Annotated in this window: 14 protein-coding genes; 10 read left to right on the forward strand and 4 right to left on the reverse strand. The window is 60.7% G+C overall.

Features of this window, described 5'->3' with window-relative positions; all coding sequences use genetic code 11:
• Positions 1-2 precede the first annotated feature (2 nt).
• The 3 genes from ABIE13_RS22835 (at position 3) to hmgA (ending at position 3,052) form a co-directional block, all read left to right on the forward strand.
• Positions 3-1,007 (forward strand): phosphatidate cytidylyltransferase, encoded by a 1,005-nt coding sequence (locus tag ABIE13_RS22835; protein WP_354447750.1) that lies wholly within the window; start codon positions 3-5, stop codon positions 1,005-1,007.
• 59 nt (positions 1,008-1,066) lie between these two features.
• Positions 1,067-1,606: a crossover junction endodeoxyribonuclease RuvC gene (ruvC, locus tag ABIE13_RS22840; protein ID WP_354447752.1), complete on the forward strand. Its 540-nt coding sequence runs from the start codon at positions 1,067-1,069 to the stop codon at positions 1,604-1,606.
• Positions 1,607-1,735: 129 nt separating this feature from the next.
• On the forward strand, positions 1,736-3,052 hold the full coding sequence (gene hmgA / locus ABIE13_RS22845; protein ID WP_354447753.1) for a homogentisate 1,2-dioxygenase: 1,317 nt from the start codon (positions 1,736-1,738) through the stop codon (positions 3,050-3,052).
• Between the two features lie 131 nt (positions 3,053-3,183).
• Here hmgA and ABIE13_RS22850 read toward each other — a convergent pair whose 3' ends face one another.
• On the reverse strand, positions 3,184-4,014 hold the full coding sequence (locus ABIE13_RS22850; RefSeq protein WP_354447755.1) for an urease accessory protein UreD: 831 nt from the start codon (positions 4,012-4,014) through the stop codon (positions 3,184-3,186).
• Between the two features lie 1,322 nt (positions 4,015-5,336).
• On the opposite strand from ABIE13_RS22850, the gene ureA reads away from it, so the two are divergent.
• The 7 genes from ureA to ureG are packed head-to-tail and all read left to right on the forward strand — an operon-like array spanning position 5,337 to position 10,274.
• Positions 5,337-5,639: an urease subunit gamma gene (gene ureA, locus ABIE13_RS22855; protein WP_354447757.1), complete on the forward strand. Its 303-nt coding sequence runs from the start codon at positions 5,337-5,339 to the stop codon at positions 5,637-5,639.
• A gap of 38 nt (positions 5,640-5,677) precedes the next feature.
• Positions 5,678-6,280: a HupE/UreJ family protein gene (locus ABIE13_RS22860; RefSeq protein WP_354447759.1), complete on the forward strand. Its 603-nt coding sequence runs from the start codon at positions 5,678-5,680 to the stop codon at positions 6,278-6,280.
• A gap of 13 nt (positions 6,281-6,293) precedes the next feature.
• The gene (locus tag ABIE13_RS22865) at positions 6,294-6,602 is read left to right on the forward strand and encodes an urease subunit beta (RefSeq protein WP_354447761.1); all 309 of its coding nucleotides are present in this window, start codon (positions 6,294-6,296) and stop codon (positions 6,600-6,602) included.
• Positions 6,603-6,649: 47 nt separating this feature from the next.
• Positions 6,650-8,368: an urease subunit alpha gene (gene ureC, locus ABIE13_RS22870; RefSeq protein ID WP_354447763.1), complete on the forward strand. Its 1,719-nt coding sequence runs from the start codon at positions 6,650-6,652 to the stop codon at positions 8,366-8,368.
• Positions 8,369-8,384: 16 nt separating this feature from the next.
• Positions 8,385-8,918: an urease accessory protein UreE gene (ureE, locus tag ABIE13_RS22875; protein ID WP_354447765.1), complete on the forward strand. Its 534-nt coding sequence runs from the start codon at positions 8,385-8,387 to the stop codon at positions 8,916-8,918.
• Positions 8,902-9,615, forward strand: coding sequence for an urease accessory protein UreF (locus ABIE13_RS22880; protein ID WP_436278465.1), 714 nt, complete (start codon positions 8,902-8,904; stop codon positions 9,613-9,615). The genes ureE and ABIE13_RS22880 overlap by 17 nt, the downstream gene beginning before the upstream one ends.
• Positions 9,612-10,274, forward strand: coding sequence for an urease accessory protein UreG (gene ureG / locus ABIE13_RS22885; RefSeq protein WP_354447767.1), 663 nt, complete (start codon positions 9,612-9,614; stop codon positions 10,272-10,274). Before ABIE13_RS22880 ends, ureG begins: the two co-directional genes overlap by 4 nt.
• A gap of 534 nt (positions 10,275-10,808) precedes the next feature.
• Here ureG and ABIE13_RS22890 read toward each other — a convergent pair.
• The 3 genes from ABIE13_RS22890 to ABIE13_RS22900 form a co-directional block, all read right to left on the reverse strand.
• Positions 10,809-10,985 carry a hypothetical protein gene (locus ABIE13_RS22890; RefSeq protein WP_354447769.1) on the reverse strand — a complete coding sequence of 59 codons (177 nt, stop codon included), beginning with the start codon at positions 10,983-10,985 and terminating at the stop codon, positions 10,809-10,811.
• Positions 10,986-10,994: 9 nt separating this feature from the next.
• Positions 10,995-11,918: a UDP-3-O-acyl-N-acetylglucosamine deacetylase gene (gene lpxC / locus ABIE13_RS22895; RefSeq protein ID WP_354447771.1), complete on the reverse strand. Its 924-nt coding sequence runs from the start codon at positions 11,916-11,918 to the stop codon at positions 10,995-10,997.
• 84 nt (positions 11,919-12,002) lie between these two features.
• On the reverse strand, positions 12,003-12,755 hold the full coding sequence (locus tag ABIE13_RS22900; RefSeq protein WP_354447773.1) for a LamB/YcsF family protein: 753 nt from the start codon (positions 12,753-12,755) through the stop codon (positions 12,003-12,005).
• Positions 12,756-12,781: the final 26 nt, after the last annotated feature.

Raw genomic sequence — 12,781 nt, forward strand, 5'->3', positions numbered from 1 at the left:
GCATGACTGAGTTTCTTGGCCGCCTGACGCCCGATCAGCAGGTGACTGCGCTGTTCCTGTTTGTCTTCGGCATACTGATCCTGGCGACGGCTGCATTGCTGGCTCTGTCACTGCGGGAGCGTGGTAGTGAAGAGCCCGAGGAAGGCAAACCAGGTTTCGGACATGCCGCAGACCTTCAGCACGGTCGTGTGCTTCTGCGCCATTCCTGGTTCATGGCGCTCATATTCTGGTGCGCCTGGGCCACCGGCAACACAGCGGCCACAGTGCTGTTCGCGCTGGTCTCTTTCCTCGCCTTGCGGGAGTTCATCACCCTCTCGCCCACCCGAAGAGGCGACCACCGTAGCCTGGTACTGGCTTTCTTTGTCGTGCTCCCCATCCAGTACTGGCTGGTCGGCTCTAGCCATTTCAATCTCTTTACGGTCTTCATTCCCGTCTATGTGTTCCTGGCCATACCGGTGGTCAGCGCGTTGGCGGACGACCCCCATGGCTTTCTGGAACGAACCGCCAAGGTGCAGTGGGGGATCATGGTCTGCGTTTTTGGACTCTCCCACGTCCCTGCTCTGCTGCTTCTGAATTTTCCAGGTTGGGGTGGTCGCAACGCATTTCTGGTTTTCTTTCTCGCCATCGTTGTGCAGAGCTGCATGCTGGCGCAGCATCTGGCCAACCGATACTGGCCGGGAAGTCCGCATGCGCCCAATGTGAGCTCCAGTTTTTCCTGGCGCAACTGGTTTGTTGGCATAGGGGCAGGCGCACTGGTCGGCGTTATTCTGACCGGCGTCACCCCATTCGATTTAGCCCAGGCAGCAGTCATGTCTGTGATCGCCGGCGTTGCAGGCTCGCTCGGGCATCTGGTGATGAAAGCCCTCAAACGCGACCGAGGTGTCACCAACTGGGGCGGTCACACGCCTTCCGTCACGGGAGCCAGCGGCTTGCTCGACCGCGTGGATGCTTTGTGCTTCGCTGCGCCGGTTTTTTTCCATTCCGTTCGTTGGTACTTTGGCATTTAGAGCGTGTGGATACGCCCTGAATTCCCTGAACCAGCGCTTTGCTATAAACTCAGTAGCAAATGAGAATTCTCGGCATAGATCCCGGCTTGCGCACGACCGGCTTTGGTGTGCTTGATGTCGAAGGGTCCGCGCTCCGATATGTGGCAAGCGGGGTCATTCAGACCTCCAGCGCCGACATCGGCAATTTGCCTGCACGGCTGAAAATCCTGTTCGATGGCATTTGCGAACTCAAGGCCCGCTATCAACCTGACTCCGCCGTGGTGGAGATCGTGTTTGTGAACGTGAACCCCAAAGCCACTTTGCTGCTAGGACAAGCGCGCGGCGCCTGTGTCACTGCTTTGGTCTCCTGCGATCTCGAGGTGGCCGAATACACCGCGCTGCAGATGAAGCAGGCAGTAGCGGGGCACGGCCGCGCTGCCAAGGAGCAGGTACAGGCCATGGTGCAGCGTCTGCTCGACCTTCCCTCTGCGCCCCGCCCCGACGCAGCCGATGCGCTGGGCCTTGCCATCACCCACGCGCATGCGGGCCGCACGATTGACCGCCTGCATGCTGCCGGTCTGGCGCGCAGCACCAACAGCATGTATCGGCGCACCCGCTAGCACCCACAATCCGAGACGTGTTCATAATCTTGCTCAAGTCGCGTTGAGTGGGCGACGGTTTGGTTAACAAACTCCGCCTCCCTGACTGACTGTGAATGGCACTCCCAGCTTGCAACTCACGAATCTGGCATGAACGATCAAATCAATACAGAGCGCCGCTACCAAAGCGGATTTGGCAACGAATACGCCACCGAAGCAGTGGCAGGCGCACTGCCGCAAGGACGCAATAGTCCGCAACGAGCGCCCTTTGATCTCTACCCCGAACTGATCTCGGGCACCGCCTTCACGGCGCCGCGGCACGAGAACCGCCGCAGCTGGCTCTACCGCCGCCAACCTTCGGTGGTGGCAGGCCGGTACCAGCCTTACGAGCAGACAACCTGGCGTACGGGCGGCGATCGATCGGTGGCCGCCCCGCCTGAGCCAATGCGCTGGCACCCCGCGCCCCTGCCAGCTGACGTGGCCAACATCGACTTCATCGACGGTGTACACACCATGGCGGCCAATGGCGATGCAGACTCTCAACACGGTTTGGCTGCCCATGTTTACCTGGCCGGCCGTTCCATGGAACGCCGCGCCTTCGTCAATGCGGACGGCGAGATTCTTTTTGTGCCGCAGCAAGGCCGCCTGGTGATCACCAGCGAGATGGGCGTGCTGGAAGTCAAACCCGGCCAGATCGCACTGATGCCGCGCGGCGTGGTGTTCAAGGTAGGCTTGCCCGATGGCCCTTCGCGCGGCTACCTCTGCGAGAACTACGGCGCACATTTCCGCTTGCCGGAACTCGGTCCGATTGGATCCAACGGCTTGGCCAATGCGCGCGATTTCCAGGCGCCTGTCGCCGCTTGCGAAGAAGAAGCCGAAGTCGCCTATGAGTTGGTGAAGAAATTTGGCGGCCGCTTCTGGCATGCGCCCACCAGCCATTCGCCCTTCAATGTGGTGGCCTGGCACGGGAACCTCTCACCGGTGAGGTATGACACGGCCAATTTCATGACCATAGGATCGATCAGCTTTGATCACCCTGATCCGTCCATTTTTACTGTGCTCACTTCGCCCAGTGACACCCCTGGCACCGCCAACTGCGATTTCGTGATTTTCCCGCCGCGCTGGCTGGTGATGGAAAACACTTTCCGCCCGCCCTGGTACCACCGCAATGTCATGAGCGAATTCATGGGCCTGGTGTACGGAGAGTACGACGCCAAGCCTGGAGGCTTCAAGCCAGGCGGCGCCAGCTTGCACAATCTCATGGTGCCCCACGGGCCAGACGAGGAAGCTTTCGACAAGGCCAGCCATGCAGATCTCAAGCCGCAAAAACTGGACAACACCCTGGCCTTCATGTTTGAAAGCCGCTATCGCTTGATTCCCACTGAAAGCGCATTGAACAGCCCCACGCTGGATGCTGGCTATGCGGATTGCTGGGCAGGTCTGAAGGATCAGTTCAAGCCAGGCTGATGTCCAAGCCCGGTCATGCAGCGTGATATGAGGCGATATCGCGTACTGGCCCAATCACCCAGGAGGTCGCTACTTGCCAGGGTTTACAGGACAAGGCGCGGGCGGCACAGCCGATTTCTCGGCCTGAAGGACTAGGTGGACCAGATCCTGGGCGCATCACCGTTCACGCCCCAAAGTTCCGATCGCCAATGTGCCCAGACGCTTTTCCAGAGCTGCATCATGGGCTCGACCAGCGGAGAGAGACCGCGCAGCACCAACATATGCTCATTAGGTGCGGTGACACCAGCGATCAGACCTTCAGGGGCAGACTCCAGCATCGCATGAGTACTCTCCTCTAGCGACTCGCGCTGGCCACGCGCCAAGGGTGTGCCGCTGGCCAGGATCAAAGTACCCATGCAGCGGCGCCCGGCCAGACCCAAGGCGCCATCGAGCAGCAGACTATCTTTCGCAGCGATCTCGCCATGCTCCAGAAAGTGGCCTGGCCACTCGATGTGTTGCACGAACGCGCCTTGCTCGAAAGGCTGACCGGCATTGGGCAAACCCAGGGCTGTGATGTCCCAGTTCAGCAGCTGCGCACCCTCAGCCAGTGCGAACTCAAGCTGATTGGCGGCATCACAGGCGTTATAGGCAATGGCTTCGAGCGGAAGCCATTCCAGCCGAGCGCCAGAATCAAGCTGCAGACGTGTGCGCTGCAGTGCTCGCTGGCCGTTGCTTTTGTAAAACCGTGTCGCGCCCGGAGTCGTCACCAGGGCGTGCGCACCTTGGCCGACATGCACGGAGATATCGAGGATATCGCCACCGACCAAGCCACCGGGCGGATGCACCAGCACGTTATGGCAGATGGCCGGGCCTTCCGGATACAGGCTCTTGAGGACGCGCAACGGGCCATCGTGCAGAAACTGGACGGTGGATTTTCCTTGCTGCGTCTGATAGTCAAGCGATAGTTGTGCGTGCCATGCCATGGGTCGAAAAGTTGAATGAGTTTGGCATGCTCGGGCAGACCACAAGAACGTCTGATCTAGTGTACTGCCCTCGTTTACTAGTCGCTGGCGCGAGGGCCTTGTGCCGTCTCCCACGTGTAGGAGAGACTGATGCAGGTCCCCTCTCCCTTTGGGAGAGGGTAGGGTGAGGGCAGGCGGCGGTAGTTTTAGGCGCAGTGATTACTAATTGCCTTCTGCTTTTTTTCAATGTCGGAGGCCGGGGAGTGCGCCCGGCAGCGCAGCCACCTTCTTTTGGTCCGCCAAAAGAACCTGGCGCAAGAAAAGGCGGCCCCAAGTCCGTGTCCCTGCGCTTCGCTCCGGGCACCCTCCGGTGCTCAATCGAGCGGCGGCGCTGCGGAACTCGCTTTGTTCACTTCGTTCACGCCGCTCAGACATCCGCAGCAAGCTAGATCTTGAAGCAAGGGCATCTTGCAGTGCCCTTGCCCGCCCCTCGCTCTGCGCTCCTCGGCACGGCCAAAGGGGGTGGGAACCTGATTCGGGCCATTGCTTCGCTCGGCCTTGGAACAACGAAAGTTCAGCAATGTGCTTTAGGCGGTCACTTTTTCCGGGGCCAAAAAAAGATGCGCTTGCGCTATCGACGACGAGTTGTTTGCATGGCGAAGCCCCTCAACGGTTGGCCGGCCCCCCTCTCCCCTAGCCGGGCGCCCCTAGCCGGGCGCCCGGCTAGGGGAGAGGGAACAAGATACTCGCGCCAGCGACTGGTTATTCGAGGGCCGAGCGCAGCAATGGCCCGAGTGGGTATCCCACCCCTTTGGCCGTGCCGAGGAGCGCAGGGCCCAAGGTGGGCAAGAGCACTGCAAGATGCTCTTGCTTCGTGAACTAGCTTGCGGCAGCTGTTTGAGCAGAGAGAGCGCAGCGAACGCCGCGAGTTCTGCCGCACCGCCTTGGGCATGAGCACCGGAGGTTGCCCGTAGCGAAGCGAAGGGACACGGACAGTGGGGCCGCCTTTTCTTGCGCCAGGTTCTTTTGGCGGAGCAAAAGAAGGTGGCTGCGCTGCCGGGCGCACTCCCCGGCCTCCGACCTTAATGCAAGCGCAGACGGCAACTAGTAACCGCAGCCGGGCCAATCAACCGCTGCGTGCCCTCACCCCTGCCCTCTCTCTATAGGGAGAGGGAGTGAAGCACCCGCCACATGGCCGACCCCGCCCACAGCACCAACCCAGTGCAGCAACGCACCAAAAAATGACACAAATACTCACCCCCGCATAACAAGCGCGCCATATTGGTGAATTAGCGCCCCAATTCCATAGCCGACTTGGCATGCCGCTTGCGCTCATGCCATACATGGAACTCACCCCCCGCGAAAAAGACAAGCTGCTGATCTTCACCGCCGCACTGCTGGCCGAGCGGCGCAAGGCACGAGGCGTGAAGCTCAACTATCCGGAAGCCGTGGCTTTCATCAGCGCCTTCGTGATGGAGGGCGCGCGCGACGGCCGTACGGTGGCCGAACTCATGAGTGCGGGACGCACTGTGCTGGCGCGAGAAGACGTGATGGAGGGGGTACCGGAAATGATTCCAGACATCCAGATCGAAGCGACCTTTCCTGACGGCACCAAACTGGTCACCGTGCACGACCCTATCGTTTGAACCTCTGAACACCCCTTGACATCTCTTTGGTGCGCTTTATGAAAATCACAAAACTGATCATTGCCGCGACCGCCACGGTCTGTTCACTGCCCGTCCTGGCGCACACGGGTGCCGATGCCGGCAGCCACCATGGCCTGCTGGACAGTTTCGCCCATGCCTTCGTGCATCCATTCACGGGCGCGGACCATTTGGCCGCCATGCTGGCCGTGGGAGTCTGGAGCGCTCTGACTGTCACCCCAGCATGGCGAGCGCCCGCAGCTTTTGTGGCGCTGCTCGTGGCCGGAGCGCTCGCAGGCTTCGCCGGCTTGTGGATCCCCGGTGTGGAGCCCATGATTGCGGCTTCTGTGCTCGCAATGGGCCTGCTGGTAGCCGTTCAAAAGCAGATGCCCTGGGCAGCGGCTGCGGCGCTCGCAGGCGTGTTTGCCTTTTTCCACGGAGCAGCGCACGGACGAGAACTGTCTGCAGGCAGCGCAGAAGCCGTGTTGGGCGCCCTGGCTGGCGTGGCGCTGGGCTCGGCGGTGTTGCACATGGCCGGCATCGTCTTGGGCCGTGCGGTGATGCAGCGCCAGAAATGGCTGGCTACGCTGGGCGGCGGTGCCACGGCGCTGCTGGGCGCGTTCATGCTGGTGCGACTGGCTTGACTGGGAGGTGGGTATGACTCCGGGCGAATTTTTCGTGGACGAGGGCTCGCATACCCTCAATCCCGGTCGGCGCACCTTGACCCTCGTGGTGAAGAACGCGAGCGACCGTCCTATTCAGGTGGGTTCCCACTACCACTTCGCAGAGACCAACGCGAGCCTGGATTTCGACCGCCCGGCCGCGCAGGGCATGCGCCTGAACATTGCCAGTGGCATGGCAGTGCGTTTTGAACCGGGCCAGCAAAGAACGGTGGAATTGGTTGACATAGGGGGCGACCGGCGTATCTACGGCTTTCGCGGCCTGGTCATGGGCGCACTGAAATGAGCCGTGTTGCTTCATTTCATCGCGGCCCTCGAAAGGAAGGCATTTAAATGGCAACCATGAACAGGCGCGCCTACGCCGAAACCTTCGGCCCGACAGTGGGCGATCGTGTGCGCTTGGCGGACACCGATCTCATCATCGAGGTAGAGAAGGACTTCACTCTGGCGGCTGGCGGCTATGGCGAAGAAGTGAAGTTTGGCGGTGGCAAAACCATACGCGACGGTATGGCGCAAAGTCAGCGTACGCGGGAACAGGGTGCCATGGACACCGTGCTCACCAATGCCCTGATCATCGATCACTGGGGCATCGTCAAGGCCGACATTGGCCTCAAGGACGGCCGCGTCGCCGCCATTGGCAAGGCAGGCAATCCGGACACTCAGCCCGGCGTGGACATCATCATCGGGCCAGGGACTGAAATCATCAGTTGCGAGGGCTTGATCGTCACGGCGGGGGGCATTGATACGCACATCCACTTTATCTGCCCACAGCAGATTGAAGAAGCCCTGGCCAGCGGTGTGACCACCATGATAGGGGGCGGCACCGGCCCTGCCACCGGCACCTTTGCCACCACCTGCACACCAGGGCCTTGGCATATGGAGCGCATGCTGCAGGCCGCAGACGCTTTCCCCATGAACCTGGGGTTTCTCGGCAAGGGCAACGCCAGCCTGCCAGCGGCGCTGCACGAACAGATCAACGCCGGCGCCATCGGCCTGAAGCTGCACGAGGACTGGGGTAGTACGCCCGCAGCCATTGACAATTGCCTGACGGTGGCCGAAGAAACCGACACGCAGGTCGCGATTCACACCGATACGCTCAATGAGAGCGGCTTTGTCGAAGACACCGTGGCCGCTTTCAAGGGCCGCACCATTCATACCTTCCATACCGAGGGAGCCGGTGGCGGCCATGCACCTGACATTCTGAAAGTGGTGGGCGAAGCCAACGTGCTGCCCAGCTCCACCAATCCTACGCGTCCCTACACGGTGAACACCCTGGACGAGCACGTAGACATGCTCATGGTCTGCCACCACCTGGATGCGGGCATTGCAGAAGACCTGGCCTTTGCCGAAAGCCGCATCCGCAAGGAGACCATTGCAGCCGAGGACATCCTGCATGATATCGGCGCCATCAGCATGTTCAGCTCTGACAGCCAGGCCATGGGACGTGTGGGCGAAGTCATCCTGCGCTGCTGGCAGACCGCGCATAAGATGAAGCAGCAGCGCGGGGCCCTGCAGGGAGATGGCTCTCGCAATGACAACTTCCGCGCCAAACGATACATTGCCAAATACACCATCAACCCCGCCATTGCCCATGGCATCAGCCACGAGGTGGGTAGCCTGGAAGTCGGCAAGTGGGCCGACATCGTGCTCTGGAAGCCCGCGTTCTTTGGCGTCAAACCAGCCTGCATTCTGAAGGGCGGCAGCATCGCCATGGCGGCCATGGGTGACCCCAATGCCAGTATTCCCACACCCCAGCCGGTGCACTACCGCGCCATGTTCGGCTCGTTCGCAGGTAGCAACGCGCGCGGCTCGCTGACCTTTGTTTCACAGACTGGCCTGGCCGCAGGTATTGGCCAGCGTTTCGGACTGCACAAGAATTTGTCGGCGGTCAAAGGCATCCGCGGCGTTCAGAAGCGCCACATGATCCACAACGACCTGGCGCCCCATATGGAAGTGGATGCCCAGACTTATGCCGTGCGCGCCAACGGGGAACTGCTCACTTGTGAGCCGGCGGTCAGCCTGCCTATGGCTCAACGTTATTTTCTGTTTTGAACGAAATCCGGGCTATATGTTGAACGTCAACAAACTCCTGACTCAAGGGCAAGGCCTCTCACCGGCCCTCATCAAACGCGCAGCCACCGTAGAGTTGGATTGGGACGTACGCCAAAAAAGCCGTTTCTCTGCGACCGACAGCCAGGGGCGCAGTGTGGCTGTCTTCTTGCCGCGCGGCCAGGCCGTTCGGGGTGGTGATGTGTTGGTGGCCGAGGATGGCAGCCTGATCAGCGTACTGGCTTCACCCCAAAAGGTCATGCACATCACGGCCTGCGCCCAGCATGGTTCACCCTTTGATCTGATGCGAGCCGCCTACCATCTGGGTAACCGCCATGTGCCCATAGAACTGCAGCCGGATCACCTGAAGATCGAACCTGATCATGTGTTGGCCGACATGCTGCGCTCCATGCACATGACGGTGATCGAAGCTGAACTGCCCTTCGAACCAGAAGGGGGTGCGTACGGCGGCCACGTCACCAATGACGGGCATAGCCACGGCCACCATCACGACCATAGCCATCACGGGCATTCACATGGGCATGAGCACTGAGCCCTCTCCCGCGACGCTCCTGCAGTTGATGTGGCTGGCCTCGCCAGCGCTGCCCGTCGGGGGGTTTTCCTATTCTGAAGTGCTGGAAGCCGCCATCGATGCTTCGCTGGTCAGCACAGAGGCCGAGGCTGCCGATTGGCTGGTGCAGCAACTTCATTTGACCCAGGCACGCAGCGACATGGCCGCCATTGCACAAGCGCTGCCGGCCTGGCAGGAGGGCGATATGCTCCGCGTGGAAGGACTCAACGATTGGGTCCTTTTCACCCGTGAAAGCAGAGAGCTGCGATTGCAGACGGAACAGATGGGCAGGTCTCTGGCCGACTGGCTGCGCAATCAGCACCTCCAGGATGCTCTGCGCACCGGACAAGTGACCCAGCTGGCGGCTTTGTCCCTGCAACGGCCCACCTACCCTGTCGCATTCGCATTGGCCACCGCCTTCACCGGCGCATCCGTACAGCACGCTCTACTGGCTTATGCCTTCGGCTGGGCCGAGAACATGGTGCAAGCCGCCCTCAAGGCTGTGCCCCTTGGCCAAAGCGCGGGGCAGCGCATCCTGGCCCAGCTGGCCCATGAAATCCCCACCGCAGTAGCGCATGCCCAGGCTCTGCCAGACAACGCGCGCCAGGCGTTCTCACCCATGCTGGCGATTCACTCCGCCCGGCATGAACATCAGTACTCCAGATTGTTCCGCTCATGACCTCTACAGCGCTCCACCACATTCCTCATCGCACCAAGAAACTGCCGCCCTTGCGTGTGGGCATAGGCGGCCCCGTAGGGTCGGGTAAAACCACCATTCTTGAAATGCTATGCAAGGCGATGCGAGACAAGTGGGATCTGATCGCGATCACCAACGACATCTACACCAAGGAAGACCAGCGCATCTTGACCGTCAGCGGTGCGCTGCCGCCCGAACGCATCATGGGTGTGGAGACAGGAGGCTGCCCGCACACCGCCATCCGTGAAGATGCGTCGATCAACCTCGAAGCGATCGACCGCATGCTGACGCAGTTCCCCGATGCAGACATCGTGTTCATCGAATCGGGCGGAGACAATCTGGCGGCCACCTTCAGCCCCGAGTTGTCCGATCTCACGATCTACGTGATCGATGTCGCTGCGGGTGAAAAGATACCGCGCAAAGGGGGCCCTGGCATCACCAAAAGCGACTTGTTCGTCATCAACAAGACCGATCTCGCCCCCTATGTTGGCGCCAACCTGGACGTGATGCGCGAAGACACCGTACGCATGCGCACCACGCGCAAGGAACTCAAGCCCTTTGTCATGACCAACCTGAAGACCTTGCAGGGACTGGATGAGGTGGTGTCGTTCATAGAGAAGCAGGGGCTCCTGGTGGCCTGAGGCGATCGGTTAACGTCGCGACAGCGACTAATTATTCGAGGGCCGAGCGCAGCAATGGCCCGAGTCAGGCCCCCTAACCCCTTTGGCCGTGCCGAGGAGCGCAGGGCCAGGGGCGGGCAAGAGCACTGCAAGATGCTCTTGCTTCGTGATCTAGCTTGCGGCAGCTGTTTGACCGAAGAGAGCGAAGTGAACGAAGGGAGTTCTGCCGCGCCGCCCCTGGACCGAGCACCGGAGGTTGCCCGTAGCGAAGCGCAGGGTCACGGACAGTGGGGTCGCCTTTTCTTTGGTTTCTTTCTTTTGGCGACGCAAAAGAAAGAGACTGCGCTGCCGGGCGCACTCCCCGGCCTCCGACCTCAATTCAAGAGCAGAAGGAAATTAGCAACCGCAGCGCCTAAAACTACCGCCGCTCGCCCTCACCCCCACCCTCTCCCTAAAGGGAGAGGGGGTTAACACGGCATGCCCTCACCGGCCGGCCGGCCCCACCCCACCCTCGCCCAAAGTCAGAGGGAGCACAGACGGCACTGGCAACACCCCCTAAAGCACCCGCTCCGCAATCAATACCGCAAAGAAACCCAGCGCTGCAAGCACAGTCCACTTGAGCACCACCCAGCCGATGCGCTTGAAACGGTCCTGCCCAGTGGCCGCGTAATAAGCAAAGCACACGCCCGCAAACAGCAGGAGCAGCAGGATCGCCCAGCGAAGCAGCAACATAAGGCTTCCTTACCAGGCCCGCGACAACTGCGCGAAACCGATAGGGGCTTTTTTCTCGTCAGAAAAAGTCACGAGGTCGTAGGCATCAGGCTGAGCCAGCAACTCGCGCAGCAGCTTGTTGTTCAGCCCATGCCCTGAGCGGAACGCGCCGTAGGCCGCCAACATGGGCTTGCCAATGCAGTACAGATCGCCAATGGCATCCAGGATCTTGTGCTTGGCAAACTCTTCGGCATAACGCAGTCCATCGCTGTTGAGCACTTTGAAATCGTCCATGACGATGGCATTGTCCAGGCCTCCGCCCAGCGCCAGACCACTGGCGCGCATCATCTCGACATCACGGCTGAATGCAAAAGTACGCGCACGGGCGATGTCGCGGCTGTAGCGGCCCGACCCCATATCAAACTCGACACGCTGGGCAGTGGAGTCCACCGCCGGGTGGTCAAAGTCGATTTCAAAGCTGAGGGTGAAGCCATGGTGGGGATCAAGGCGCGCCCATTTGAGTTGATCGCCCTCGCCTTCACGCACCTCTACCGATTTCTTGACGCGCAGAAACTGCTTGGGTACCTTCTGCAGTTCTATGCCGGCGCTCTGAAGCAGGTACACAAAGGAAGAAGCCGAGCCATCAAGAATGGGGACTTCCTCTGCGGTAATGTCGATATACAGATTGTCCAGACCCAAGCCGGCACAAGCCGACATCAGGTGTTCGACCGTGCGAACTTTGGCATGCCCACTGGAGATCGTCGACGCCAAACGCGTATCTGTAACAGAGATGGCACTGACCGGAATATCCACCGGCTCGGGCAGGTCAATACGGCGAAAGACAATGCCTGTATTGGGCGGAGCGGGGCGTAATGTCAACTCTACCCGCTCACCACTGTGCAGGCCGACGCCGACAGCGCGAGTGAGCGATTTCAAGGTGCGTTGCGAAAGCATGGCGCTATTTTATGTTTGTATTGGCAATCTCACATCCGGGCGGGAGTGCCATGCTGAAGGGTCTTTGCCTGTTCACGTTCTGCGTCATGCCTTCGCCACAACAATGCCCTGAGCCTCAAGGGCGGCGCGGATGTGGCGGGCAAATTGCACGGCACCCGGCTGGTCACCGTGGATGCAAAGCGTCTCGGCCACGATAGGCACCTCTTTGCCGGACAGCGCCCGCACGACACCTTCCCTGACCATGCGCTCGACCTGAGCGGCAGCCTCACCCACATCTTCGATCATGGCGTGCGGCTGTGATCGGGGTGTGAGCGTGGCGTCGTCCTGGTAAGTTCGGTCGGCGAAGACTTCTCGCACGGCCCGCAAGCCAAGCGCTGTGGTGGCCCGGGCCATCGTTTCGTTGCCGACGAAAATCGACCACTGCGGATTGAGATCGCGCACGGCCTGGGCCACAGCCTCGGCCAAAGACGGATCGCGGGCGCTCATGTTGTAGAGCGCTCCGTGGGTTTTGACGTGGCTCAGAACTCCGCCCTGCGAACGCACCATGCCATCCAGGGCGCCCACCTGGTAGAGCGTGAGCGCATAAACCTCCCGCGCATCCACCGCCATGGCGCGCCGGCCAAACCCCTGCAAGTCGGGCAGGCCCGGGTGCGCTCCTATGGCCACGCCCAGTGTCAGCGCTGCCCGCACCGTGTTCAGCATCACGTTGGGATCACCCGCGTGGAAGCCGCAGGCAATATTGGCAGAGCTCACGTATTGGAGCAGCTCGAGATCCTGGCCCATCACCCATGAGCCAAAGCTCTCGCCCATGTCGCAATTGATGTCGATGCTTGGCATGATGTTGTTCGTGTGGAAGTTGTTGT

Source organism: Ottowia thiooxydans (assembly GCF_040548795.1).
Taxonomy (GTDB): domain Bacteria; phylum Pseudomonadota; class Gammaproteobacteria; order Burkholderiales; family Burkholderiaceae_C; genus Ottowia; species Ottowia thiooxydans_A.

Coding starts and splice junctions, on each gene's coding strand:
- ABIE13_RS22835 (WP_354447750.1), top strand. CDS start 3: ATGACTGAGTTTCTTGGCCGCCTGACGCCCGATCAGCAGGTGACTGCG.
- ruvC (WP_354447752.1), top strand. CDS start 1,067: ATGAGAATTCTCGGCATAGATCCCGGCTTGCGCACGACCGGCTTTGGT.
- hmgA (WP_354447753.1), top strand. CDS start 1,736: ATGAACGATCAAATCAATACAGAGCGCCGCTACCAAAGCGGATTTGGC.
- ABIE13_RS22850 (WP_354447755.1), bottom strand. CDS start 4,014: ATGGCATGGCACGCACAACTATCGCTTGACTATCAGACGCAGCAAGGA.
- ureA (WP_354447757.1), top strand. CDS start 5,337: ATGGAACTCACCCCCCGCGAAAAAGACAAGCTGCTGATCTTCACCGCC.
- ABIE13_RS22860 (WP_354447759.1), top strand. CDS start 5,678: ATGAAAATCACAAAACTGATCATTGCCGCGACCGCCACGGTCTGTTCA.
- ABIE13_RS22865 (WP_354447761.1), top strand. CDS start 6,294: ATGACTCCGGGCGAATTTTTCGTGGACGAGGGCTCGCATACCCTCAAT.
- ureC (WP_354447763.1), top strand. CDS start 6,650: ATGGCAACCATGAACAGGCGCGCCTACGCCGAAACCTTCGGCCCGACA.
- ureE (WP_354447765.1), top strand. CDS start 8,385: ATGTTGAACGTCAACAAACTCCTGACTCAAGGGCAAGGCCTCTCACCG.
- ABIE13_RS22880 (WP_436278465.1), top strand. CDS start 8,902: ATGGGCATGAGCACTGAGCCCTCTCCCGCGACGCTCCTGCAGTTGATG.
- ureG (WP_354447767.1), top strand. CDS start 9,612: ATGACCTCTACAGCGCTCCACCACATTCCTCATCGCACCAAGAAACTG.
- ABIE13_RS22890 (WP_354447769.1), bottom strand. CDS start 10,985: ATGTTGCTGCTTCGCTGGGCGATCCTGCTGCTCCTGCTGTTTGCGGGC.
- lpxC (WP_354447771.1), bottom strand. CDS start 11,918: ATGCTTTCGCAACGCACCTTGAAATCGCTCACTCGCGCTGTCGGCGTC.
- ABIE13_RS22900 (WP_354447773.1), bottom strand. CDS start 12,755: ATGCCAAGCATCGACATCAATTGCGACATGGGCGAGAGCTTTGGCTCA.